The 23,567-nt window shown below is 57.1% G+C and carries 19 protein-coding genes and 1 pseudogene; 6 read left to right on the forward strand and 14 right to left on the reverse strand.

Going from position 1 to position 23,567, the window contains the following annotated elements; translation table 11 throughout:
• The first annotated feature begins 183 nt into the window (after positions 1 to 183).
• On the forward strand, positions 184 to 2,721 hold the full coding sequence (locus NIM72_RS02910; RefSeq protein WP_253418578.1) for an excinuclease ABC subunit UvrA: 2,538 nt from the start codon (positions 184 to 186) through the stop codon (positions 2,719 to 2,721).
• Between the two features lie 73 nt (positions 2,722 to 2,794).
• Here the strand turns inward: NIM72_RS02910 and NIM72_RS02915 are convergent, their stop codons facing one another.
• The 8 genes from NIM72_RS02915 to budA all read right to left on the reverse strand — a co-directional run bounded on the left by NIM72_RS02915 (position 2,795) and on the right by budA (position 11,042).
• The gene (locus NIM72_RS02915; protein WP_161736637.1) at positions 2,795 to 3,049 is read right to left on the reverse strand and encodes a Txe/YoeB family addiction module toxin; all 255 of its coding nucleotides are present in this window, start codon (positions 3,047 to 3,049) and stop codon (positions 2,795 to 2,797) included.
• Entirely contained in the window at positions 3,046 to 3,297 is a 252-nt protein-coding gene (yefM, locus tag NIM72_RS02920) for a YoeB-YefM toxin-antitoxin system antitoxin YefM (protein ID WP_222925667.1), read from the reverse strand. The genes NIM72_RS02915 and yefM overlap by 4 nt, the downstream gene beginning before the upstream one ends.
• Positions 3,298 to 3,455: 158 nt before the next feature.
• Positions 3,456 to 4,295 carry an MBL fold metallo-hydrolase gene (locus tag NIM72_RS02925; RefSeq protein ID WP_161736639.1) on the reverse strand — a complete coding sequence of 280 codons (840 nt, stop codon included), beginning with the start codon at positions 4,293 to 4,295 and terminating at the stop codon, positions 3,456 to 3,458.
• A gap of 165 nt (positions 4,296 to 4,460) precedes the next feature.
• The gene (locus NIM72_RS02930; protein ID WP_161736640.1) at positions 4,461 to 5,774 is read right to left on the reverse strand and encodes a CitMHS family transporter; all 1,314 of its coding nucleotides are present in this window, start codon (positions 5,772 to 5,774) and stop codon (positions 4,461 to 4,463) included.
• Between the two features lie 337 nt (positions 5,775 to 6,111).
• A complete protein-coding gene (locus NIM72_RS02935; RefSeq protein ID WP_253418581.1) occupies positions 6,112 to 7,566 on the reverse strand; it encodes a flagellin in 1,455 nt (484 codons plus the stop codon).
• 204 nt (positions 7,567 to 7,770) lie between these two features.
• Positions 7,771 to 8,544 (reverse strand): (S)-acetoin forming diacetyl reductase, encoded by a 774-nt coding sequence (locus NIM72_RS02940; RefSeq protein ID WP_161736306.1) that lies wholly within the window; start codon positions 8,542 to 8,544, stop codon positions 7,771 to 7,773.
• A 21-nt stretch (positions 8,545 to 8,565) separates the two neighbouring features.
• Positions 8,566 to 10,245 (reverse strand): acetolactate synthase AlsS, encoded by a 1,680-nt coding sequence (gene alsS / locus NIM72_RS02945; protein ID WP_253418584.1) that lies wholly within the window; start codon positions 10,243 to 10,245, stop codon positions 8,566 to 8,568.
• A 14-nt stretch (positions 10,246 to 10,259) separates the two neighbouring features.
• Positions 10,260 to 11,042 (reverse strand): acetolactate decarboxylase, encoded by a 783-nt coding sequence (gene budA, locus NIM72_RS02950; RefSeq protein WP_161736308.1) that lies wholly within the window; start codon positions 11,040 to 11,042, stop codon positions 10,260 to 10,262.
• Positions 11,043 to 11,146: 104 nt separating this feature from the next.
• Between budA and NIM72_RS02955 the strand changes: the two genes are divergently transcribed.
• Positions 11,147 to 12,052, forward strand: coding sequence for a LysR family transcriptional regulator (locus NIM72_RS02955; protein ID WP_253418586.1), 906 nt, complete (start codon positions 11,147 to 11,149; stop codon positions 12,050 to 12,052).
• 71 nt (positions 12,053 to 12,123) lie between these two features.
• Positions 12,124 to 12,369 carry a hypothetical protein gene (locus NIM72_RS02960; protein WP_013356609.1) on the forward strand — a complete coding sequence of 82 codons (246 nt, stop codon included), beginning with the start codon at positions 12,124 to 12,126 and terminating at the stop codon, positions 12,367 to 12,369.
• A gap of 61 nt (positions 12,370 to 12,430) precedes the next feature.
• Here the strand turns inward: NIM72_RS02960 and NIM72_RS02965 are convergent, their stop codons facing one another.
• The 4 genes from NIM72_RS02965 to NIM72_RS02980 all read right to left on the reverse strand — a co-directional run bounded on the left by NIM72_RS02965 (position 12,431) and on the right by NIM72_RS02980 (position 18,560).
• On the reverse strand, positions 12,431 to 15,475 hold the full coding sequence (locus NIM72_RS02965) for an efflux RND transporter permease subunit (RefSeq protein WP_253418589.1): 3,045 nt from the start codon (positions 15,473 to 15,475) through the stop codon (positions 12,431 to 12,433).
• Positions 15,472 to 16,605, reverse strand: a complete 1,134-nt coding sequence (locus tag NIM72_RS02970; protein WP_253418592.1) for an efflux RND transporter periplasmic adaptor subunit — start codon at positions 16,603 to 16,605, stop codon at positions 15,472 to 15,474. The genes NIM72_RS02965 and NIM72_RS02970 overlap by 4 nt, the downstream gene beginning before the upstream one ends.
• Before the next feature lie 93 nt (positions 16,606 to 16,698).
• Entirely contained in the window at positions 16,699 to 17,868 is a 1,170-nt protein-coding gene (locus tag NIM72_RS02975) for a cell wall metabolism sensor histidine kinase WalK (RefSeq protein ID WP_253418597.1), read from the reverse strand.
• Positions 17,865 to 18,560, reverse strand: a complete 696-nt coding sequence (locus tag NIM72_RS02980; RefSeq protein WP_222925660.1) for a response regulator — start codon at positions 18,558 to 18,560, stop codon at positions 17,865 to 17,867. The genes NIM72_RS02975 and NIM72_RS02980 overlap by 4 nt, the downstream gene beginning before the upstream one ends.
• A gap of 129 nt (positions 18,561 to 18,689) precedes the next feature.
• Between NIM72_RS02980 and NIM72_RS02985 the strand changes: the two genes are divergently transcribed.
• The 3 genes and pseudogenes from NIM72_RS02985 to NIM72_RS02990 all read left to right on the forward strand — a co-directional run bounded on the left by NIM72_RS02985 (position 18,690) and on the right by NIM72_RS02990 (position 20,886).
• On the forward strand, positions 18,690 to 19,475 hold the full coding sequence (locus NIM72_RS02985) for a MipA/OmpV family protein (RefSeq protein ID WP_253418600.1): 786 nt from the start codon (positions 18,690 to 18,692) through the stop codon (positions 19,473 to 19,475).
• 8 nt (positions 19,476 to 19,483) lie between these two features.
• Positions 19,484 to 19,606 (forward strand): hypothetical protein, encoded by a 123-nt coding sequence (locus tag NIM72_RS21475; protein ID WP_254920079.1) that lies wholly within the window; start codon positions 19,484 to 19,486, stop codon positions 19,604 to 19,606.
• Positions 19,607 to 19,936: 330 nt separating this feature from the next.
• A pseudogene (locus NIM72_RS02990) lies at positions 19,937 to 20,886 on the forward strand (Rpn family recombination-promoting nuclease/putative transposase).
• A 104-nt stretch (positions 20,887 to 20,990) separates the two neighbouring features.
• Here NIM72_RS02990 and NIM72_RS02995 read toward each other — a convergent pair.
• Both NIM72_RS02995 and fabF read right to left on the reverse strand, forming a co-directional pair.
• Positions 20,991 to 21,878, reverse strand: a complete 888-nt coding sequence (locus NIM72_RS02995; RefSeq protein WP_253418603.1) for an ROK family protein — start codon at positions 21,876 to 21,878, stop codon at positions 20,991 to 20,993.
• 239 nt (positions 21,879 to 22,117) lie between these two features.
• The gene (gene fabF, locus NIM72_RS03000) at positions 22,118 to 23,401 is read right to left on the reverse strand and encodes a beta-ketoacyl-ACP synthase II (protein ID WP_253418606.1); all 1,284 of its coding nucleotides are present in this window, start codon (positions 23,399 to 23,401) and stop codon (positions 22,118 to 22,120) included.
• Positions 23,402 to 23,567: the final 166 nt, after the last annotated feature.

Raw genomic sequence — 23,567 nt, forward strand, 5'->3', positions numbered from 1 at the left:
TCTTTTTTACAGCCCTGAATCAGTCGCCCCCGCGTTGTGCTGTCTGAAATCCCTGACTACCCTTGCTGGTGTTTCTGGCTCGTAACGGGCCGGATAGCCCGAAAGCCGGGTCAGCCTCTGCAATTTTCAGTTATTAACGGCAGGTTGTCGTTAATCTGCCGTGCATCATCAAACAGGGACACCATGACAGAACAAGACAACGCCCATACTTATCGCGCTGACGAGCACATTGATCCTTATGTCTCAGTACAGGGTGCAAGAACACACAATCTCAAGGATGTGTCGCTGCGGTTTCCCCGGAATGCCATGGTGGTGTTTACCGGGGTTTCAGGCTCCGGAAAATCCTCACTCGCCTTTGACACGCTTTATGCAGAAGCCCAGCGCCGGTTTATCGAGTCGATTTCACCCCATGCCCGTCGCCTGATCGATCAGGCCGCTGCGCCAGATGTAGATAACATTGACGGACTTCCGCCCGCGGTGGCGCTTCAGCAAAGCCGGGCTGGCGCGCAGGAGCGTTCAACGGTGGGCAGCCTGACCCGTATTTCCGTCACGCTGCGTCTGCTGTTTTCTCGTGCGGGCACAAGGCCTGACGGTGTGCCGTTTATGACCGCCGATTATTTCTCGCCTAACAATCCTGAGGGTGCCTGTCCACATTGCCAGGGGCTGGGAAGAGTGCACACCGTTAAAACCGAGTCGATGGTGCCGGATAGCTCACTGAGTATCCGCCAGGGGGCTATCGCGTCATGGCCCCGAGGCTGGCATAACAAAAACCTGCGCAGCATCCTTGAGACGCTCGGCTACGATGTCGATGCACCCTGGAATACGCTTTCAGCCCGCGACCAGCAGTGGATACTGCTGACTGACGAACAGCCATCGGTGCCGATTTTTGTCGGTCTGAATGCTGAACAGCGTGAAAACGCGCTGGCGGCGGGCGAAGAGCCCGCTTATACCGGCACGTACACCAGCGCAGCAAAAATCGTATTGCAGAGCTATTCCAATGGCAGCGAGACGACGAAAAAACGGCTGGCGCGCTTTGTCACGGTGACACCCTGTTCAGCGTGTCACGGCAAAAGGTTAAACCGGAATGCGCTATCCGTGACCTTTGCCGGTTATGACATTGCCAGCCTGAGTGAGCTGTCGGTATCTGAACTTGCTGAACGGCTGAGGTCTTATGCAGACGGTTCATCATCAGATCTGCCTGCCGAGGCGGCACTGCGGGAAGCCGTTATCCGGATGGCGTCAGATATCTGCATGCGGCTTGAACAGCTTGAGACGCTGGGTCTGGGGCATCTGGCACCGGGACGCCGCACCACGCTGCTCTCATCCGGCGAGTTGCAGCGCGTACGTCTGGCCACCCAGCTGATATCGCGGCTGTTTGGTGTGCTTTACGTGCTGGATGAGCCGTCTGCCGGTCTGCATCCCGATGATGTCAAAGCGCTGCTCGCATCCCTGAAGAACCTGGTACGTGCAGGTAACTCGCTGGTGGTCGTCGAGCATAATATTGATCTCATTGCCGAGGCGGACTGGCTCATCGAAGTCGGTCCCGGCCCGGGTACGCATGGCGGTGAGATTGTTTATAACGGTGAACCGGCAGGCCTCAAAGACGTCAACGCTTCACCCACCTCTGGCTATCTCTTCTCCCGCAGCTATACCGGACTGCGCCAGCGCCGGCCCGCGGAGAGCTGGCTCAGGCTTGAGCAGATCCATTGCAACAATATTACCGGCGTGGATATCGCTATCCCGCTGGCGAGAATGACGGCGGTTACCGGTGTTTCCGGCTCCGGCAAATCGACGCTGCTGAATCGCGTGCTTCCGGAAATGCTCGGACGTTTTGATAAAACATCTGACAGTGAAGAGGGTGAGGAAGAGGACCTGGTCCCGGACGTTAAGGGGCAGGTTGTTAGCGGAAATGACGGCATTGGCCGTCTGGTCAGAATCGATCAGCGTCCTATCGGGCGGACGCCACGCTCCAATCTGGCCACCTACACCGGCTTTTTCGATATCGTCCGCAGGCTGTTTGCAGAAACCCCCGAGGCGAAAGCCAGAGGTTTCAGCGCCAGCCGGTTTTCCTTCAATCTGCCCGCGGGTCGCTGTCCTGCGTGCGAGGGACAGGGACAGATTTCGATTGAGCTGCTCTTTATGCCCAGCGCCACCGCAACCTGCTCGGTCTGTGCGGGACGCCGTTACAACCCCGAAACGCTGGAGGCGAAGTGGAACGACCTGACCATAGCGGATGTGCTTGATCTCACCGTAGACGACGCCACCAGGGTGTTTGACGGGTATGACGGGATCCAGCGTTCACTGTCGGCTCTGCGATCTCTGGGGCTGGGATACCTGACACTGGGTCAGCCCGCCACGGAACTCTCTGGCGGTGAGTGTCAGCGCATCAAGCTCGCCTGGGAGCTGCAGCGTGTCCAGCGGACAGCTACGCTCTATCTGCTTGATGAACCGTCTACAGGTTTGCATCCCTCTGACATGGATAAGTTGCTGATTGTGCTGGATGAACTGGTGACGCGCGGCCACACCGTCGTGATGGCGGAACACACCATGCGGATCGTGGCTGAAGCGGACTGGGTGATTGATCTGGGCCCTGGTTCCGGTCTTAAAGGCGGAAGGATTGTTTCATGCGGTACGCCGGAAACGGTCAGCACATCGGCTGAGAGTCTGACTGCGCCCTGGCTTTCCGCACAGCTGAAAAAGAGGACAGGCGATCCGGCGTAACTGGATTGCACTGAATGACGCCGCCGCTGAAACGGCTGCACTATAAGGGCTCAGGGGTAAGCTTATGAGCCCTTCAATAGTGATAACGGCATGAGGCGATTAATAAAGCGTCTCCACTGACGGCATAAACCAGCCGATGTTCTGCCGTAATTCTGCGTGACCAGAAGCCTGCAAGATTATGCTTTAATGGCTCGGGTTTTCCTTTGCCTTCAAAAGGCGTCCTGCTGGCATCTTTTAGCAACTCATTAATCTTTTTGACCGTTTTTTTATCGGTATCCTGCCAGTAGAGATAATCTTCCCAGGTTTCTTCGGACCAGGTCAGTTTCACTCAATAATATCCCTGTCAGTCCCGTTACCGCTTTGCAGGCTTTCGATGGAATCCATTAACCTGTGAGCATTCTTAGGTGACCGCAGCAGGTAGGCTGTCTCTTCCAGTGAGTTATATTCTTCAAGCGACATCAGCACGCAGGATTCACCGTTCTGGCGGGTGATTAATACCGGCGCTTTATCTTCAACCGTCTGAACCATAGTGGCAGACAGATTTTGTCGGGCTTCGCTGTAACTGATTGCTCTCATAGAACCTCCACAGAGTAAGTAATACAAGTCATTGTACAATGATAAGCTATGACAGGGAAGTCAGGTGAGAAGACTGGCGTACCATCACCGACGTGTTTTCTCTTGAGAAACTGATGGTACGGTGTTTCTCGCAGAGAAACAGGCAGTCAGATAACCCATCAGCGCAGCGGCGCATTGACCTGCAACGCATCCAGCTCACGCGCATCGTGACTGCAGAAAAAGGTGATTTCGCCGCCGCGCTGGCAGGAGAGTTCACGCAGTCGCTGCTGGTTGTGCCGTCTGGCCACATTATCTATGCCCATCATCCACTGGTAAAAACGCAATCCTGGCGTGCAGTGGCGCGTCGGCTGCCGCATTTCGCCGCGGTAGAACCAGGCGTCGCCGCCGTGCAGCAGCCAGCCATCGGGCTGCTGAATGGCAATGCCCGCGTGACCCGGCGTATGGCCCGCCAGCGGCACCAGCAGAACCTCCGGGGGTAAATCCCGCAGGCGATTAACCGCCTCAAAACCAAACCATGTTTCCCCCTGCGGCTGATAGGTTTCCCAGTTGCTGATCCCGCCCCATTGTCCGGGACGATAGCGCTCACGCGACAGCCAGCTGTGACGCTGGTGGGCGGTATCGACCTCCTGCTGCATCAGATGGATACGCGCCTGCGGAAAATCGGTTAGTCCGCCAGCATGATCAAAATCGAGATGGGTCAGAATAATATGGCGCACATCGTCAGCCCGAAAGCCCAGCGCCTTCACCTGTGACAAGGCGGTGAGATCGTCGCGCCGCTGAATATTGTTTAAGGCGCGGAAAAAGCCCGAGAGACGACTGCCGGGCGTATGGATATCCTGCCGCCCAAAGCCGGTATCGACCAGCACCAGCCCGTCGCGGTCTGTCTCAATCAGCAGGCAGTGACAGACCAGGTGCGCCTTCAGGCCTTTACTGAATCCATCATAAAACGCGCCGCCCAGCGGGCACATACAGCCACAGTTAAGGTGGTGAATTTTCATCGGGCCTCCATAGGGTCATCGACAAAATCTCTGAGAGACTACGGCCTGTCCGGCACGCAGCACATTAGCCTGGCTATAGAGTGTAGAGCGGGTTGAAACAACAGGCGGAGCGGTGAAGCGGATAACCGGGCAAAAAAAGCCGGTTATCCGCCAGAAAGCAGAAAATTAACTGTGGAACAGCGGGAAAGCACCGGTCAGCAGACCGCCTGCCATCAATACCAGACTGACCAGAATCCCCCACTTGATGGCAAAGCGCTGGTGGTCGCCGATATCGACTTTCGCCAGGCCCACCAGCAGGTAGACAGACGGCACCAGCGGACTCAGCAGGTGGAATGGCTGGCCGACAATAGAAGCGCGGGCAATCTCTTCTGCAGTAATACCGTAGCTGGCCGCCGTCTGGGCAATAACCGGCAGAATGCCGAAGTAAAAGGCATCATTCGACATAAAGAAGGTAAACGGCAGACTGACCAGCGCGGTAAACACCGCCAGGTAAGGTCCGAAGCTGGGCGGGATTACCGCCAGCAGGCTCTTCGCCATGGCGTCAACCATGCCGGTGCCGGAGAGGATGCCGGTGAAAATACCGGCGGCAAAAATTAATGCGGTCACCGCCAGCACGTTACCGGCATGGGAACTGATACGGGCTTTCTGCTCCTCCAGCGTGGGATAGTTGAGCATCACTGCAATGGCAAACGCCAGCATGAACAGGATCTGAATCGGCATTAAACCAATCACCAGCAGCACCAGCAGCACGGTGGTCAGGATAAAGTTAGGCCAGAACATCTTCGGGCGACGGTTGGCAGCGCACTCTTCGGCATCGCCCAGACCCAGCTCGATGTTGTCGAGATGGTGATCTTTCATGGTCATCACGCCTAATCGTTTACGCTCACGCAGGCCAAACAGCACCGCCATCGCTACCAGGCTGACGCAGGCGAGCAGCATCGCGGGCAGCATTGGAATAAAGATGTCGAGAGCATCAATACGCAGTGCCGCCGCGGCACGCGCTGTCGGGCCACCCCAGGGAGAGAGGTTCATGATGCCGCTGGCGAGGTTGACCAGACAGGTCATCATCAGCACGTTCATGCCCAGCCGGTGATAGAGCGGCAGAAATGCGGCAATGGCAATCATGTAAGTGGTAGAGCTGTCACCATCCAGAGAAACCAGTAGTGTTAGTACCGCCGTTCCGACCAGCACTTTCAGGGGGTCACCGCGCACCATCCGAAGAATAAAGCGCACCAGTGGGTCAAACAGTCCGGCATCAATCATCAGACCAAAATAGAGAATGGAGAAGGTCAGCATTACACCGGTCGGAGCCAGCTTTTTGACGCCATCCAGCATCATGGCACCCAGGCCTGCGTAAAAACCGCCAATCAGCGCAAATATGGTTGGTATCAGGATCAGCGCAATCAAGGCTGACATACGTTTGGTCATGATCAGATACATGAAGCAAACAACCATGGAAAAACCCAGTATCGTCAGCAAATTAACAGCCCTCGCAATGGCGGAAAAGTAATGAAAAAGTTACATACCGGCAGGAAAATTCAGGTAATTACTTAGCGTGGTAATGATTAACCTGTTGTTTTAATTAACCCTGCATTCAAAGATGATAATAAATAGTTGTCAGTATTTAGCATTTCTTTAACAAAGAAGGGTGATCACGATCATCTTTAAACGGTTCTTAAACGAGATTGTGTGACTGAGATCAAAGGGTGATGAAGTGTAACCGGGGTTTCGGGCCAGCTGGGGCTGAATCAGGCGGGTAGTAGAGTGGTGGAGAAACAGGGTAACCGGCTGAGCCATGATGCTCAGCCGGTTAACGTTATTGGCTGCCTAACAGCTGAATAATCATCTCAGGGGTTTTATTGGCCATCTTATTGACGGCTGTCTGTCCCTGCTGAATAATCTGGCTGCGCGCCAGCTGACTCGCTTCTTCAGCATAGTCTGCATCCTGAATGCGGCTGCGAGCCGCTGAAGTATCCACGCCCTGCTGTGACAACACGTTACGATTGGATTCGTAACGGTTTATTTTTGCACCGTAGAGCGACTGATAGCCGCTGATCTTCTCCAGCGCTTTATCCAGCGCCTTCATGGTGGTGGCGATGTCGCCACTGGTCAGCAGGGTAGTGTTGTTCAGTCCCAGCGTTTTGGTATCTGACGGCGTAGCGGGAATGCTATCCGACTGGATCGGCTGACCATAGTCGGCGCTGGTGATCACTTCGAGAGGACGACTCTCATGTGGCGGCGTTGCAGGCACGCCTTTAGGTTCCGGAAGGTTTCCCCAGGTCAGACTACCGGTGAAGGAGCCGTTGCCGACCACCACCACAATCAAATCTTCGCTGACGGTGTCCAGCGAGATGCGCTCCAGCCGGGTGCCGGTATTGGTGCCGTTGTTGAAATCGCCGCTGGCGACATCTTCATAACGGTCGCCGTCACCGCTGTAGGTGATGTTCATCCCGTTGTAGCTGCTGCTGTTACTGCCCGCCAGCGCCCAGCTCGTGCCGCCTTCCAGCAGCTGTGCGCTGTCATAGGTCGCGCCAGTGGAGAAACCATTATTGCTGGTCAGCAGGCGGGATTGTGCCGTTGTCGGATCTGTAATGCCTTTACTGACCCAGGTGTAATCAGGCGCACTGCCGTCCAGCGGCGTACCGGCCAGATGCTTGCCGTCACGGGTAAACAGCTGGAGATCGTCATCCTGACCCAGCGAGTCAATCGTAATGCTTATCGACGTTGCTCCTGCCGGGATATAGGCCAGTGGGATCACACCCGAGGTAAATGAGTAACTCTTGCCCGGGATCGGGAATTTTACGTTGATAGGGTCAACGTTACCCAGTTTCGCAGGCGGCAGATCGGGATTATCGGTTGCCAGCGGATAACGCCCAAAAATTTCGGTGTGATCGGCAACGTCGTTGATGCCAGCCATTATCTGCTGATACTGGTTGTTGACGCTCTGCCGATCCGCGTCCGACAGCGTACCGTTAGCGGCCTGGACCGACAGCGTACGCGCCTGAATCAGCAGATCGACGATAGTGCCCAGGCCGCCACTGGCGGTCTGGGAATAGCTGATGGCGTCATTAAGGCCGCGTGCCACTACCGCGTCGGCGTTGACATTGGCCGTCATACGGTTGGCAATCGCCTGACCTGCCGCATCGTCTTTAGCACTGTTAATCCGCATCCCTGATGATAGCCGTTCAACCGTTCGTCCCAGAACGGAGTCAATACCGTACCGTAATTTGTTCGTAATGGCGGCGGTTTCGTTATGGTTGATCGTTAACATGGTCGCTTCGAACAGGGAGAGGAGTCTCTGTTTTATCGGCAGGGTGATAAGCAGCTTTAATCTCTGCGGCGACAATAACTACGCAAAGACGGGGACAGGAAGGCAACTGGCTGATGGGTAATTGCTTTTCAGATAAAATAAATTAACGGTTCGCCAGGTCAGGAAAGAAGCCTGCTACGCAGAGACGCAGCAGGCGAGGGGAGATTAGTTAAACACCATGCCGCCGTCAATCAACAGCGACTGACCGGTCATATAATCGGAGTCGGGACTGGCGAGGTAAGCAACGCAGGCGGCCACATCCTCCGGCTCGGAAAGCCGTCCCAGCGTAATACGTTTTGCAAATTCTTCGGTGCCGTAACCGGCGGGTTTTCCGGCGGCTTCAGAGATTTGCCGGTCGATCTCTTCCCACATCGGTGTTCGGACAATGCCCGGGCAGAAGGCGTTGACCGTGATACCGGCGGGTGCCAGATCGCGCGCGGCGGTCTGTGTCAGGCCACGCACGGCAAACTTACTGGAGCTGTAGACCGCCAGCTCTGGATTGCCGACGTGACCCGCCTGCGAACAGGCGTTGATGATTTTGCCGCCGTGACCTTCAGCCGCAAACGCCTTGATGGCGGCCTGCATGCCCCAGATCACCCCTTTGACATTGACGTTGTAGACCTTGTCGACCACCGCTTCGGTGATCTCAGCAATCGGCGTCGAGGGCGCAATACCAGCGTTATTGACGATGACGTCAAAACCGCCCAGTGTGCGACGCGCCTCTTCAACAGCGTCCATCACCTGATCGCGCTGCGAGACATCCACTTTCAGCGCAATCGCTTTACCGCCCTGCTGATTGATCTTCTCCGCAACCAGGCGGGCAGTCTCCTGATTGAAATCGGCTACGGCCACCGCCAACCCATCTTTTGCCAGACGCAGGGCGATCGCTTCACCAATGCCCTGGCCTGCGCCGGTTACAAATGCCACTCTGTTTTTCATCCTGATTTCCTTTTTACGAGATTAAAGAAGCTGGCTCAGATGCAGCTGACCCATCAGCAGCGGGTTGTCGGCGTAATCGACCGGCACAGCCACCACGGCAGGACCCTGAACATCCATCGCTTTACGCAGCGTCGGCTCCAGTTCTGCTGCGCTGGTCACCGCAAAGCCCGCAGCGCCAAACGCTTCGGCGTAGGCTTTGAAATCGACCGGGCCAAAATTGACACCGGAGACGCGGTGATATTTTTTCTCTTCCTGCATTGCCACCATGTTGTAGGCGTTATCTACCCAGACGATGTGCAGGATATTGGCTTTTAACCGGACGGCAGTCTCCAGCTCCATGCTGGACTGCAGGAAGCCACCATCCCCTGAAACCGATACCACTTTGCGCTGCGGATCGACCAGCCAGGCACCAATCGCCCACGGCAGCGCTACGCCCATGGTCTGCTGACCGTTGGAGATCATGATCTGGCGGGCACGGAAGCTGTAGAGATAACGGGCGATCCAGATGTGGAAGCTGCCCATATCGACGGTGAGGCTGACGTCGCTGTTAATGATGTCCTGCATGGCGCGCACGATACGCAGCGGATGCAGGGCAAATTGATTGAGGCTGGCACCCTGCATCGCCAGCAGTTTGCGCTGCTGCTGACGATCTTCAAGAATGCTGGCGGCTTCTGCTGTCAGCTGCAGCGGCGCGGTAATGCGTGCTGCCAGTTTACGCACGGTGGCGGCGATATCGCCCACCAGCTCGGCGTCCGGCAGGTAGCGGTTGTCGGTCTCTGCCGGAATCACGTCGATGTGAATCAGGGTGGCGTTACCGCTGTTCCACATCGCCGGTTCGTATTCTACCGGGCTGTAACCGATGGTGATGATCAGGTCAGCCTGTTGCAGCAGCCGGTCACCCGCCTGGTTGTTAAACAGTCCGACGCGACCGGCAAAGCGTGAGAAGTGATCCTGTCTGATCGCGCCCGCCGCCTGATAGGTGCTGGTGACCGGAATGTGACTTCGCGTCAGCAGCTCATGAATCGCTTCGCTGTTCTCTGTCTGGCTCGCCATTAATCCCAGCAGGATGACCGGATTTTTCGCCCCGGCGATGGCCTCGCTGACGGCGTCGATCATTGAGTCAGGCGCGGCGCCCAGTACCGGGCGGCCTTTGCTGCTCAGTGCTTTGCCGGTCACCGGCTGGTCGACAATATCCTGCGGCAGGCTGATAAAGGCGCCTCCGCCCCGGCCATGCTCGGCGTGACGAAATGCATTCGACAGGCATTCAGAGAGCGCAGAGGGATCGGTCACCTCAACCGCATATTTGGTGATCGGGCGAAACATGGACACCGTATCCATGCTCTGGTGAACCTGCTTGGCGCTGTCCGAGCGTTTCACCTGGCCGCCGATGGCGACGACCGGATCGCCTTCGCTGGTGGCGGTGGCCATGCCGGTAATCAGGTTGGAGCAACCCGGTCCGGAGGTGACCAGTGCCACACCGGCATTGCCTGTCAGGCGGCCTACTGCGGCGGCCATAAACGCGGCGTTGGCTTCATGACGAACCGGGATGGTCTGAATGGAGGAATCCAGCAGGGAGTCAAAAACCTTATCGATCTTTGCGCCAGGGATGCCAAAGACGTGCTGTACGCCCTGCGCCTCAAGCTGCGCGACCACCAGGTCAGCGCCGCAGGTCCAGAGAGTCGTATCGGTTGGAGTTTTCATCGTCATTCCTCTGATTAGCTTTCTACCGCACGGATCGCGGCGTCAAGATTGGCGGGGTTCAGGTCGGCATTGAGAAAGTCACTGTCCTGCGGCAGATCCACGACCAGCTTGCTGATGGCACCAAAGGTCAGGGTGCCCTGTTCCAGCGCGTAATCGAGAATGTGGCCGCCGCCTTCGCGGTCGTCGGTAATAAAGTGTTCGTGATAGCCCGCTACGTTAATGCCCTGCATATACTGCGGCGTGCGGAAGCCAATCAGCTCGCCCGCGCGCTGGCTGAAGGCAAAGGTCGGCTGATCGCCCAGCACTTCCGGCATGGAGCGATACGGGCGGCACTGGCACGGCACGGTGCGGGTGTCGACGTGGCTGAAACGACCGCTGATGCGCAGCGCGCAGAACTGGTTATCGGAGGTGATTTCGCTGTCGATCACCCGATGGATCGCCTCGCGCGACATGGGTCGGTCAAACTCAAACTGGTGCTGCGGCCTGAAGAAGGTCATCACCGCAAACGGAGTTTTCTGTGCCGGGTCGGCCGGATGCGCACTGCCATCTGAGTGCAGCTGATAAACCTTGCTGTCGAACGCAATCATCTCGCCATCCAGCCGGTTGAACGTGCCCAGGCCGAAATCCCCTTTACGCATCAGGTCAGCGATGCGGACGTTGCCGTCGTAGACGCCGCTCAGCAGCGCACTCATTAAAGAGGTCTGATAGATAACGCTTTCTGGTGCATCCTGAGAAAGCGTTAAGACAGTATGTTTTAGTTGATCCTCACAGGAACAATCAGTTACACAATTGCTCATTTCATGCCTCATCGATTAACCGTTAAGCCGTGTTAACCTAATGGTGAACCGATTCAGTCGGTGGGTCCAATAGCGAAACCTGTTAACTTTGAGACGTTTTTGATATGGAACTGCGCCACCTGCGTTATTTTGTTGCCGTAGCCGAGACGCTTCACTTCACCCGAGCCGCTGAAATGCTGGGGATTTCTCAGCCACCCCTGAGCCAGCAGATACTGCGGCTGGAGCAGGAGATTGGCACACCGCTGCTGAAACGGCTGACGCGCGGAGTGGAACTTACTGAAGCGGGAGAAGCGTTTCTGGCGGATGCGCAGCAAATTGTCCAACTGGCCGATCAGGCGCTGGAGAACGCGCGAGGTATTGCCCGCGGGATCAGCGGTCAGCTGTCGCTGGGGTTTGCCAGCTCGGTGGCGTTTAATCCGCGCATCTTCACCCTTATCCGGCAGTTTACGGAACGCTATCCGGCGATGGAGCTGCTGACGCGTGAAGAGAACATGTCGTTGCTGATGCAGGATCTGCAGGAGGGGTTACTGGATGCTGCCTTTATCCGGCTGCCGTGCGAAAGCAGCAAAGCGTTTAATCTGCGCGTGATCTCCACCGAGAAGATGCTGATAGCACTGCCGCGCTGCCATCCTCTAAGCGGTACGCCAACAGTCGCGTTGTCCGCGCTGGCGGATGAAACCCTGATAATCTTCCCGCGCGACGTTTCGCCTAGCCTGTATGAGTTGATTGTCACGGCCTGCCTGCGGGCCGGCTTTTCCCGTCACACTTTTCAGCAGGCGCCACAGATCACCACATCGCTGGGTATGGTGGCGGCAGGCTGCGGGATTGCGCTGGTGCCAGAGTCGCTGCGCTGCGTCGATAACCCGGAGGTCAGCTTCTGCGATATCGAAAACAACACGCTGTTTACTGATGTTGCCTTTGCCTGGCGTCGGCATCATCCATCAAAAGCGGTGCTGCATCTGCTGGCGCTGCTGGCCGAACCGCCTGCGACACCAGGCGAAGCGGGTTGATAAGCGCCAGCTATTGAACTGAAAACAATAACCAACTGGCGGCCCATGGCCGGGATGCGAATAATCGGTGCATGACTACATACCGCGTAAGAGTCGGGTATCACAACCCGTCAGCCCTGACATTCAGGCAACTGGATGAAATTCTGGAGCCGCAGCGATTCTGGAGAACAGATTCGGCGGGCGGCCAGTTCCGCTATTTCATGGAGTATGAGTACCAGTCTGACGTGCGCGACCTCTGTTCGGTCTGCTCACTGGCCTACAGTCAGGCCTGCAAAGTCAGAAAGTGCCCGCTGATTCTGGTCGAGGTGATGAACTGAACGCGTCCGGCGAGGCCGCGGCTCTCAGCACGGGATCGCCGGGCGTTTTTATGCGACAGTTTTAACCTGAACGTCGCTGCATGAGCAGACTTAACGCGGCGGGCAGCACCGTGAGTGTTACCAGCGTGCCGCTGACCAGACCGCCAATAATCGCCAGCGCCATCGGCCCCCAGAAAACCTGATGGGCGATGGGGATCATGCCGAGGATCGCAGCACAGGCGGTCAGCAGGATGGGACGCGCCCGGTGATGCGCGGCCTGCCGGATAGCGTCATCATCTGGCAGGCCGGCGCGGCTGTTCGCATCCACTTCACTGATCATAATCACCGCGTTGCGGATGATGATCCCCGCCAGCGCAATAATCCCCAGCAGCGCCACAAATCCCAGCGGTGTGCCAGCCGGCAGCATCGCAGATACGATGCCGGGCAGGCCAAACGGGGCCATACTCAGCGCCAGCAACATGCCTGAGAAGCGTTGCAGCTGAATCATCAGCAGGACCAGCATGGCGCAGATCGTCACTGGCAGCAGGGCAAACACCGAACCATTGCCTTTGTCCGACTCCGCCGCCACGCCTCCTTCCTCAATACCGTACCCGGCTGGCAGTGAGGCGTGCAGGGCGGCGACATCAGGTGCGAGCTGTTGCGAGACCTGCTCAGCCCGCTGACCCGGTGCAATATCGGTCTGCACGGTAATGTATGAGAGTCGCTGACGGCGCCAGATCACCGGATCATCCACGCCCCAGTTCAGGGTCGCTACCTGGCGCAACGGAATTTTCTGTCCGCTGGCGTTGGTGATCATCAATCCTTCCAGCGTCTCCGTGTTCTGCCGTTCCGTATTATTGCTGCGCAGCACCACATCAATCAGCCGGTTGCGCTCGCGCAGGGTAGTCACCACGCTGCCGGACATCAGGGTGTTCAGCGCGGAGGCGATGGTGTCGGACGACAGGCCGGCGGCGCGGGCGGCGGTCTGGTTTACCGCCAGCGTCATGACCCGTTCCGGTTCCCCGGCGGTGAGATTGACCTCGCGGGTCAGCGGAGAGCGGGCGATCAGCACTGCCAGATCACTGGCAGCCTGCCGCACCCGGGCATTGTCCGGGCCGGTGATGCGATATTTCAGCGGCCAGCCCACCGGCGGACCCAGCTCCAGCGGCGAGACGCGCGTCGTGATATCAATGAAATCCGCGGCCAGTTTCTTCTCCAGCCTGCTGCGCAGCCGATCGCGTACCGCCAGACTTTTCGCCACCACCACCAGCTGCGCGATGTTTTCATTATCCAGCAGCACATCCATCGGCAGATAGAAGCGTATTGCGCCAGAGCCGACGTAACTGGTGAAGTTTGCGACATCCCGATCGCTGCGCAGCATCTGTTCCAGCTGTGCAGTACGGCGCGTGGTTTCCGGCTGGGCCGCGCTGGCGGGCAGCGTCAGGCTGACCAGCAATTCAGGGCGGTCTGACGCCGGGAAAAATTCACCCTGCATAAAGGTGGTGGCGTAAAGGCTGACCAGCAGGACCGTCAGCGCCGCGCCAATCGTCATCAGCCGGTGGCGCAGAATCACCTCCAGCAGCCCGTGATAGCCGCGCGTCATTAAGCCCGGCGGCTGGTGGGTTTTGATGCGCTTCGCTGACAGCAGCCAGCAGCCGGTGAGCGGCGAGAAGATGATCGCAACCACCCACGAGCAGAGCAGCGCCAGGGTAATCACCACAAACAGTGAGTAGCAATACTCCCCGGCACTGGACGCGGCAAACCCGACCGGAATAAAACCGGCGATCATGACCAGCGTACCGGTCAGCATCGGAAAGGCGGTGGTTTTGAATGCATACGTCGCGGCCTGCCACTTACTGTCGCCCGCTTCGAGTCGCGCCACCATCGCCTCGACGGTGATCATGGCGTCATCCACCAGCAGCCCGAGCGCAATAATCAGCGCGCCCAGCGAGATGCGCTGCAGCCCGATGCCCGCCAGCAACATGCCGGTAAAGGTCATCGCCAGCACCAGCGGAATAGCCGCCGCCACGACCAGACCGGCACGGAGTCCCAGCGAAACGAAGGAGACAGCTAACACGATGACAACCGCTTCGCCCAGTATCCGGACAAAGCCGCTGACCGCTTGTTTCACCACGGAAGACTGATCGGCTATGCGAGTCATGGTGATGCCGTGTGGTAACTGTCCGGCCAGTGTCTGCATGCGCTGGTTAAGCTGTTTACCGAAATCGAGCATATTGCCGCTGGCGGCCATGGAGATCGCCAGCCCGATAGCCGGCACGCCGTTGACCCTAAAGGTGGGCGTCGGCGGTTCAGCAGGTTGCAGGCTGATGGTCGCCAGATCGTTCAGCGGGATAAAACGCTCACCGATATGCAGGGTAATTGCTTTCAGGCTTTCAACCGAGGTCAGGGTGCCGCTGACCCGAAGCGCAATATTCTCGCGGTCGGTACGCAGGCTGCCCGCCGGGACGACATCGTTCTGGGCTTTAATGGCGTCGCTGACCTGCTGTAAATCAAGGCCCATGCCGTTCAGCTTGCGCGGGGAAAAGGCGATAACCACCTGCTGCTCCTGTACACCCAACAGGCTGGTTTTACCGATGTCGGGCAGACTGGCCAGATTGCGACGCAGGTTATCGACCCGATCGCGTAGCTCTCTGGCGGTAAAACCTTCTGCCGTGAAGCCATAAATGGTGCCAAAGGTGTCGTCAAACTCGTCGTTAACGGCAGGACCCTGCACGCCCAGGGGCAGTGAAGGGGCAACGTCATGCATCTTTTTACGCAGCTGATACCAGATGCCGGCCACCTGAGAGGGCGGCGTGTCATCGCGCAGGTTGACATAGATGACGGTTTGTCCGGCGCGGGTTTCGCTCTCGACCGCATCCAGCGACGGGATCTCCTGCACCTTCTGTTCCAGCACGTCAGTCAGCAGTTGCACGGTGGTATTCACGTCAGCGCCGGGCCATTGGGCAGATATTACGGCGGTTTTGATAGTAAACGCTGGGTCTTCATTGCGTGACAGGCGTTCATAACTCAGCACACCCGCCGCCATCACCAGCAACATGAAAAAGATCACCAGCTGCTGATGCGCCAGCGCCCAGCCGGAGAGGTTAAAGCCAGTCATTTTTTTCATGAGCCCTCCGGAGCCAGCGTCACTTTTTCACCGGGCTGCAGGGTGCCGACGCCAGCGGTAACAACGCGCTCACCTGGCCGGATCCCGGCAGAGACAAAGATTTGCTGTGCGCTGAAGCGGGCCAGCACTACCGGACGAAGCTGCAGGCGTGACGCCGCATCAACCACCAGCAGCGCGGGCTTATCTGCGAAGCGGGTCAGGGCGCTGGCGGGCAGGGCGATGACCGGCGGTTGCGCATCGGGAAGCGTGACGGTGACGGTGGCTCCCAGAGCCATCGCCTCCGATGGCTGATTCATTGAGATGCGCAGCCGCCAGGTACGGGTCTGTGAATCGGCCTGCGGGCTGATGTCACGTATCGTGCCACTGGCCTGGATGCCCGGGTCAGCGAGCAACGTCACCTTCAGCGCAGTCCGGTCGTCAGCTCGCAACAGAGCAGGTGTTGTCAGGTCAAACACGGCATCGCGTGCATCACCGGCTGCCAGCGTCATGACAGTCTGTCCGGCGCTGACCACCTGACCGGGCTGAACCGTGATGGCGGTGATCCGGCCTGCTGCCGGCGCAGTCAGCTGAGTCCAGCTGAGGTTATCCTGGGCATTTTTCAGCGCCGCTTCGCTGCTAAGGCAGCGGGACTGCGCACTCTGCCAGTCCGCCAGGGCACTGTCCAGCTGGCTGCGGGCAATGGCCCCACCGGGCATCAGCAGCCGCATCCGATGCAGGTTAAGCGCGGCGACCCGTTCGGCGGCGCGGGCGCTGTCGAGATCGGCCCGCGCGCTGCTCAGCTGATTACGAGGCTGATCGTTTTCCAGCGCGGCCAGCGATTGCCCGGCGCTGACGCGATCGCCCAGCTCAACCGCGCGATTCACCACCCGGCCATCCAGCCTGAAGGCCAGCGCGACCTCTTCATGAGCGCGGATTTCGCCAGTCAGCACGCGTGACGCGTCACTGCTGAGCGGCGGGGCGATCATCGTTTTGACCGGGCGGCGCGGGGCGGCTGGCGGGGCAACATTGTTGTCCCGGCAGCCGGTCATGATGAATACGCCGAGCAGCACGAACACGATTGGCGCGAAGATGTGAACACTGAAGAGATGACGCCACACCTGGCGGGCAGCATCCGATAAGAAGTCTGTCATAACCGGGTTCCTTTAATGAGTTGTGCTCATTGAACCCGGCCTGTGTCCAGAAATGTTCCATGAACCATCAAGAAATGGTCAAGCCAGAACAATTTATCTCGCCGGCAGCGTTATCCCGATCAACAGACCGCCGTCGGCGGGTAGCGTGGCGTAAAGCGATCCGCCGTGCGCCTCGACGATCGCTTTGGCGATTGACAGTCCCAGACCGCTGCCGCCGGAGTGGCGGGCGCGTGAAGAGTCAGCACGGGTAAAGCGGTCAAACAATTGCGGCAGGAAGTCCGGCTCCACACCCTGACCATAATCGCGGAAGGTCATTATGATCGCCTTATCGTTCTGGCTGGCGGTGATCAGCAACGCGCCACCGTCGGCAGCATAGCGCAGCGCATTTTCACAAATGATGGTCACCACCTGGCCCAGCCGGAAGGTATCGGCATACAGCCGCAGATCGTTGGGTGATGTCACGCTGATGGCAATCCCCGCCTGTTCTGCCTGCGGCAGAAGCCAGCCGGAGCGCTCGCGTAGTAACTCGCTGAGATTAAACCACTCGCGGTTGAGAGTAAGCTGCCCGGCATCCGCCAGCGACAAGAGATGCAGTTCGTCTGTGAGGCGGCTGAGCTGTGTCAGTTGCTTCATGATCATTGCCAGCTGCTGCGGCTCGGCAGGGAAGACGCCATCCAGAATGCCCTGCAGGCGGCCGATCGCCGCCGTCAGTGGCGAGCGAAGTTCGTGTGCCATCGCCACATGCGAGGTGCGTAGCTCTCGCTCGTAACGCGCCAGCTGCTGCGTCATCTGGTTAAAATCTTCGGTAAATCGCACCAGTTCCTGCGGCGCTTCTTTCACTACCGCCGCCGTCCGGCCAAATTCGCCTTTCGACACCGCACGCGCCGCCGTCGCCAGCTGGCTGAACTGCGCCGATAGCGGACGGGCGAAACGCAGCGCCATCATCACCATAAACGGGATGGTGACCACCACCAGGACCAGCACGATCAGCCAGTCAGATGATGCCAGCGAGGGATCGGAAAAGTTGATCCCCCACCACTGATCGACAATCTGATGAAAGCGCGCCGGATCGCTGGCGGGATGATGGCGTAGCTGTGTGAACTCATCAAGCAGCGCGGGCGGCATCCGGTAGTAGACCCAGAACGCCTGCACCGCAAAGCGCAGCCACATACAGGCGGCGATCAGGATCACGCTGCCGATGGCCAGAAACAGCACCCGGATGCAGATCCAGCGCCACAGTGAGGTATGCGTATTGTTCTTCATGGCTGTCTGAACCGGTAACCGACGCTGCGAACCGCCGGTAAGACGTCTGAGATGCCTGCAGCCTCCAGTTTACGGCGCAGGTTATAGACGTGGGTATCGACTACACGCTCCAGTGCATCGCTTTCCGGCAGACAATGCTCCAGCAGAAACAGGCGGGTAAAAGGCCGCGTCTGCGCACGCATCAGGGTGACCAGCAGGGAAAATTCGGTGGGCGTCAGATCGAGGCGGCGCGGTGCATCACTGTCACACTCTACCACGGCGGTGAGTGCCAGCGGATCAACCACCAAACCCGCCCAACGTAGCGATTCTGCGGCGGGCGCATGACTCTGGCTGCGGCGCAGCACGGCCTGAACGCGCGCCACCACTTCGCCCGGATGATAGGGTTTGACCACGTAGTCATCTGCGCCATAGCGCAGGGCACCGATACGGTCCGGCGCGTCACCCATCGCCGTCACCATGATTACCGGGGTATCGTCACGCCGCCGCAGCGCGGCCAGCACTTCGGTGCCGTTCATGCCGGGCAGCATAATATCCAGCAGGATCAGATCGGGCTGCCAGCGTCCTGCAGTTTCCAGCCCGCCGGGTCCGTCACCGGCAATCATGACCTCATAATTTTCACGTTTCAGGTAGGCCTCGAGTACACCCGCCGCATCAGCATCATCTTCAATAATCAGTACACGTTTTGACTGCATTTTCGGATCACCTTGACTGTTTCTTCATAAATCCCTGGTCGTTAATTGACACTCGCCCCGCATACTCCGGCTATTGACGCGGCTCTGAACCCCTCAGCTCCGCACCTGATGTGATAATGAGGAAACGTGATGATAACCGGAAAAATAACGCTGCACATGGTCTGTTTTTCGCTAGGATTCTGTGCCGCGACTGCCATGGCTGATGAGACTACGCCGCCCCCAAGCGCCACGCTGGGCATCGCAGGTATCAATGCACCACGCTATAGCGGCGCCGATAAGCAGCACTGGCAGCTGATGCCGGTGATCCAGGCGCGCGATGGCGCCTTCTTTTTAGACTCACAGAAAGGCATTGGCTACGATCTGCAGGCGGATAACGGCCTTTATCTGGAACATACGCTGGGCTACGGGCTGGGTCGCTCTGACCGTAATTCATCGTGGCGCGACGGTGATGACCGGCTCAGGGGCATGGGGAATATCGACGCAACAATGAACACCGCGCTGGCGCTGGGATGGTCGGTAACGCCGTGGTTGGTGCTGGAGGGCAAAGCGACGCTGCCATTAAGTGATAGTCAGGGCGTGCAATACCGGACGTCTGTAACCCTGATCCCCTGGCAGACCCAGGAGGATACGGTGGCACTGCAGGTGGCAGGTCTGGCTGGCGATGCGCGTTATATGAATACCTGGTATGGCGTGAGCAGTAGGCAGAGTGCACGTAGCGGGTTTGAACGCTACGACGCCGCGGGGGGATTTTATGGCACCGACACCAGCCTGACCTGGAGTCATCAGTTCACGCCTGCCTGGGCCGCCAGCGTGATCGGTGACTACAGCTGGCTGGATAAGCATGCTTCAGATAGCCCCATTGTTGCACGGCACAACGGCGCATCGGCCACCCTGGCATTGAGCTACACCTTCTGAATGGCACCATGAAGAAAAGTGAGATGCGCAGCCACCGTCTTTTGCTTGCGGCACTGATTCTATTGTATGTAGTGGTCTATACCCTGACAGGCGTGGCGCTTAGCCTGTTGGATGCGCCGGGACGGGGATAGGGAGCGGGCGGTATAAACAGCGTGATCGGGCTGGTTATGCCGTGACTTAAATAGAAAATTAACTTTTCGTAAAGCTGTTCAGACATTAATGGTCAGCGTAAGAAGTTTCGGGTACATCCGGATTTTTTAATTATCGCTATATAAACTGATCAAGGTGATTAATTTAGATTGCCTCGTAATTCATCTTGCTAATAAATTTTTTAAAAGAGCATGGGTGTGGTTGATCTATATAACTTGAGCAAGATTTAAATATTATAAATTAAAATCTGATCCATTAAGATAGCCTCTTCGCTGTGGAAGCAGTGCATGGAATTTACAGGGGCTGAACTGATGAAAAATAAAAATAGTGCTACACCTCATGATGCTACTTTTCGACAGTTTCTTACGCATCCGGATGTTGCCAGAGATTTTATGCAGATCCACCTTCCGGAGAAATTGCTTAAAATCTGCGATCTCACCAAACTGAAGCTTGAGTCCGGATCATTTGTTGAAGACGATTTGCATCAATACTTCGGTGACGTTTTGTATAGCCTCAGAACCTCAACCGGTGACGGATATATTCATGTTCTGATTGAACACCCATCCACCCCTGACAGGCATATGGCATTCCGCCTGATACGTTATGCGGTAGCTGCTATGCAGCGCCACCTTGAAGCTGGCCATAAAAAGCTGCCTTTAGTCATACCTGTATTGTTCTATACCGGTAAGCGCACTCCCTATCCGTGGTCGACCCGCTGGTTCGACGAATTTGATGATCCGGTAGTGGCGGAAAGTCTTTATAGAGGCGCCTTCCCGCTGGTGGACATTACGGTCATCCCGGATGACGAGATCATGACTCATCGCAGTATGGCCGCCCTGACGCTTTTACAGAAACATATTCATCAACGCGACATTGCAAGCCTGACTGACCATCTGGTCACGCTACTCATGGCCGATTATCTTTCTTCACCCCAGGTGATGACGCTGATACACTATTTACTGCAGGCTGGTGAGTCAGCTGACTACGAAGCTTTCTTCGCGAACTGGCACAGCGGGTGCCACAACACGGAGACGCACTGATGACCATCGCACAGCAGCTTGAACAAAAAGGGATCGAAAAAGGGCGCGCAGAAGGTATCGAGCTTGGTGAGCGGCGTGGTATTGAGAAAGGTCGTACTGAAGGACAGCGTGAAGCTACCCTGAAAATTGCGCGCACTATGCTACAAAACGGCCTTGATCGTAAAACTGTCTTAGAAATGACTGGCCTGACGTCAGACGATCTGGCGCAAATACGACACTAATATAAACAAGAGTAAACCCGGTCATGACCGGGTTATCGTTTTAAATACCGCACCAGATAAATCATCATAATTATCAGAAAGGAGTAACCTGCATAAGCCCTGAACTACAAGCCATTTTCTTCTGGCTGGCGCTGCAGGAAATTCCAGGTTGCGCCCAGCATGCCGGAGTCGTTGCCGTAGGTCGCGGCATTTATGCGGATATCAGGATCATATTTTGCCAGCTGCTCTGCCAGTTCCTCGAGGAAAGGTTCGCGCTCAGTAATTCCCCCGCCGATAAATACCATCTGCGGGTCGAATACGCTGAACAGGTTATATAAGCAGGCTGCAAGATCCTGGTAGAATTTATTCACCACCTGCTGCGCGGCTTCTTCTTTGCGATCGTATGCGTCAAAGACATCTTTACCCGTGACGTCGTCGGAAGATTTTTCGATGAGCTGGCTGTAATTCTCCCGAAGAGCCGTCATGGTACAGCTCTGGCTCATGGTGTGGCGTTCAATATTACTGCTGGTGGGGCGCGAAGTCAGCAGGCAACCAAACTCGCCAGCCCGGTTGCGTCCACCCCGAATCAGGGCGCCATTGCAAAAGGCCGCTCCGCCTAACCCGGTGCCTATTGTCAGCATCAGGAAATCGTTGAGCTTTTTTGCTTTCCCCAGCCACTTTTCCGCCAGCAGCGCACAGTGTGCATCGTTTTCGACGGTAGCAGGCAGAGACGTTTTTTCTGTCAGCCACTGGCTCAGATGAAACTCGTCAAAGTCACGTATGGTGCCGCCCATGGCAATATAACCGGCGTCTGTATCAATATACCCAGGTGTGCTGACGGCAATACCCGCACAACCGGGATTTTTCTCCAGCCAGGCCAGGATCTCATCAAGTATTTTATCGCGTGCGTTATGGGAAATATCAGCACTATCGCTGGTCAGAATATTTCCCTGATCGTCAATCACACCCATTTTTAAAGAGGTACCACCAATATCGAAGGCTGCAATTTTCATCAACGTTCTCTGAAGTTGTTTTCATCCGATTAATTGTAGTGCTGAAAGAAAAGGGCTGACGGCCAGGCAACGGCAATTTTGTCAGGAAAGGTACAGATTTATAAAGTGAGTGGTGTACAGAGGGTGTTTTGATAAACACAGGACACTGGGAATAGCTGTGTACGCTTTTTCAGAACGTCTGATGTATTACCCGCGCTGAGAGGGTGTCTGGCAGCGCGGGCTTAATTGTCACTCTGCAGTCATTGCCACGTACGCAGCAGGAGACTGGCGTTGACGCCACCAAAACCAAATCCGTTCGACATGGCATAAGTTAGCGCGGTGGGACGTGCATTGAGTGCCACCAGGTCCAGATTGCCTGCGGCTTCATCAGGATGATGGAGGTTCAGCGTCGGCGGAATAAGCTGCTGGCGCAGCGCCATCAGGGTGAATATCGCCTCAATGCCGCCTGCCGCACCCAGCAGATGGCCGGTGGCGGATTTGGTTGAGGCGATCGCGACCGGTGAATCATCGCCAAACACTGCGCGAATAGCCGCCAGCTCGCCGTGATCGCCAACCTGCGTTGAGGTTGCATGCGCGTTGATATGCTGGACGTCCTCCGGGCTGATGCCCGCCTGGCGCAGGGCGGTTCTCATCGCCCTCGCAGCCCCGCTGCCATCCTCCGGACCCGCGGTTAAGTGGTATGCATCGGCGCTGGTGCCATAGCCGACAATCTCCGCCAGCGGTGTCGCGCCGCGTGCTTCGGCATGGGCCAGTGACTCAATCACCAGCAGGCCTGCACCTTCGGCCATCACAAAGCCGTTTCTGTCACGATCAAACGGACGTGAGGCATGGTGCGGCTGATCTTCATAGCCCACAGATAGCGCACGTGCAGCCGCGAAACAGCCCAGCGTGACGCGATCCAGCGCCGCTTCTGAGCCGCCGCAAATAGCAATGTCCGCTTCACCGCTTCTGATCAGCCTGGCTGCATCACCAATCGCCTGAACCCCCGCCGCACAGGCAGTAACGGGCGCGCCCAGCGGACCGGTGAAACGGTGTTTGATCGAGACATGACCGGCGGCCATGTTGGCCAGAAACGAAGGCGCTGTAAAAGGTGAGAGCCTGCGCGGACCGCGCGCGTCGGTAGTGCGCACCGCGTCGGCAATCGCACCAAAGCCGCCGACGCCTGAAGCAATAATCGTCGCGGTACGTTCACGCGCCGCCTCATCTTCAGGATGCCAGCCCGCCTGATTCAGCGCTTCTTCTGCTGCCAGCAGCGCGAATTCGATAAAGCGCGACATCTTTTTACGCTCTTTCGGCGCGATGAACGCCTCCGGGTCGTAACCTGCCAGCGGATCTTCATCGATGCCCGGCACGCTGCCACCTACTGAAATACCGGTGCCAGCAGTAAGCGTATCGGGCAAGGTACGTATACCTGATTCCCCTGCCGTTAATCGCCGCCAGACGGTTTCAACGCCACAACCCAGTGGCGAGACGATGCCCGCGCCGGTAATGACAATGCGTTGTGATGAGGCTAAGTGACTCATTGGATTACTCCCGTAGAAAGTCCGGACAGTGATTGAAATGCTGCCGCAGACGATGGATATACGCCTGAAGCGCGAAGAGTGAGACGCTGCGTAGGGTGGTGCGATAGATGAACGCAGGGATGTAATACAGCAGACAGAGATAAGCTTATCAGCATCAGAATCCTGA

This window comes from Pantoea sp. B550, from assembly GCF_024158165.1.
Lineage (GTDB): Bacteria > Pseudomonadota > Gammaproteobacteria > Enterobacterales > Enterobacteriaceae > Pantoea > Pantoea alfalfae.

What these genes read in the sequence shown, in the direction of transcription:
- NIM72_RS02910 (WP_253418578.1), top strand. Translation starts at nt 184, where the DNA reads ATGACAGAACAAGACAACGCCCATACTTATCGCGCTGACGAGCACATT.
- yefM (WP_222925667.1), bottom strand. Translation starts at nt 3,297, where the DNA reads ATGAGAGCAATCAGTTACAGCGAAGCCCGACAAAATCTGTCTGCCACT.
- NIM72_RS02925 (WP_161736639.1), bottom strand. Translation starts at nt 4,295, where the DNA reads ATGAAAATTCACCACCTTAACTGTGGCTGTATGTGCCCGCTGGGCGGC.
- NIM72_RS02935 (WP_253418581.1), bottom strand. Translation starts at nt 7,566, where the DNA reads ATGTTAACGATCAACCATAACGAAACCGCCGCCATTACGAACAAATTA.
- NIM72_RS02940 (WP_161736306.1), bottom strand. Translation starts at nt 8,544, where the DNA reads ATGAAAAACAGAGTGGCATTTGTAACCGGCGCAGGCCAGGGCATTGGT.
- alsS (WP_253418584.1), bottom strand. Translation starts at nt 10,245, where the DNA reads ATGAAAACTCCAACCGATACGACTCTCTGGACCTGCGGCGCTGACCTG.
- budA (WP_161736308.1), bottom strand. Translation starts at nt 11,042, where the DNA reads ATGAGCAATTGTGTAACTGATTGTTCCTGTGAGGATCAACTAAAACAT.
- NIM72_RS02955 (WP_253418586.1), top strand. Translation starts at nt 11,147, where the DNA reads ATGGAACTGCGCCACCTGCGTTATTTTGTTGCCGTAGCCGAGACGCTT.
- NIM72_RS02960 (WP_013356609.1), top strand. Translation starts at nt 12,124, where the DNA reads ATGACTACATACCGCGTAAGAGTCGGGTATCACAACCCGTCAGCCCTG.
- NIM72_RS02965 (WP_253418589.1), bottom strand. Translation starts at nt 15,475, where the DNA reads ATGAAAAAAATGACTGGCTTTAACCTCTCCGGCTGGGCGCTGGCGCAT.
- NIM72_RS02970 (WP_253418592.1), bottom strand. Translation starts at nt 16,605, where the DNA reads ATGACAGACTTCTTATCGGATGCTGCCCGCCAGGTGTGGCGTCATCTC.
- NIM72_RS02975 (WP_253418597.1), bottom strand. Translation starts at nt 17,868, where the DNA reads ATGAAGAACAATACGCATACCTCACTGTGGCGCTGGATCTGCATCCGG.
- NIM72_RS02980 (WP_222925660.1), bottom strand. Translation starts at nt 18,560, where the DNA reads ATGCAGTCAAAACGTGTACTGATTATTGAAGATGATGCTGATGCGGCG.
- NIM72_RS02985 (WP_253418600.1), top strand. Translation starts at nt 18,690, where the DNA reads ATGATAACCGGAAAAATAACGCTGCACATGGTCTGTTTTTCGCTAGGA.
- NIM72_RS21475 (WP_254920079.1), top strand. Translation starts at nt 19,484, where the DNA reads ATGAAGAAAAGTGAGATGCGCAGCCACCGTCTTTTGCTTGCGGCACTG.
- NIM72_RS02995 (WP_253418603.1), bottom strand. Translation starts at nt 21,878, where the DNA reads ATGAAAATTGCAGCCTTCGATATTGGTGGTACCTCTTTAAAAATGGGT.
- fabF (WP_253418606.1), bottom strand. Translation starts at nt 23,401, where the DNA reads ATGAGTCACTTAGCCTCATCACAACGCATTGTCATTACCGGCGCGGGC.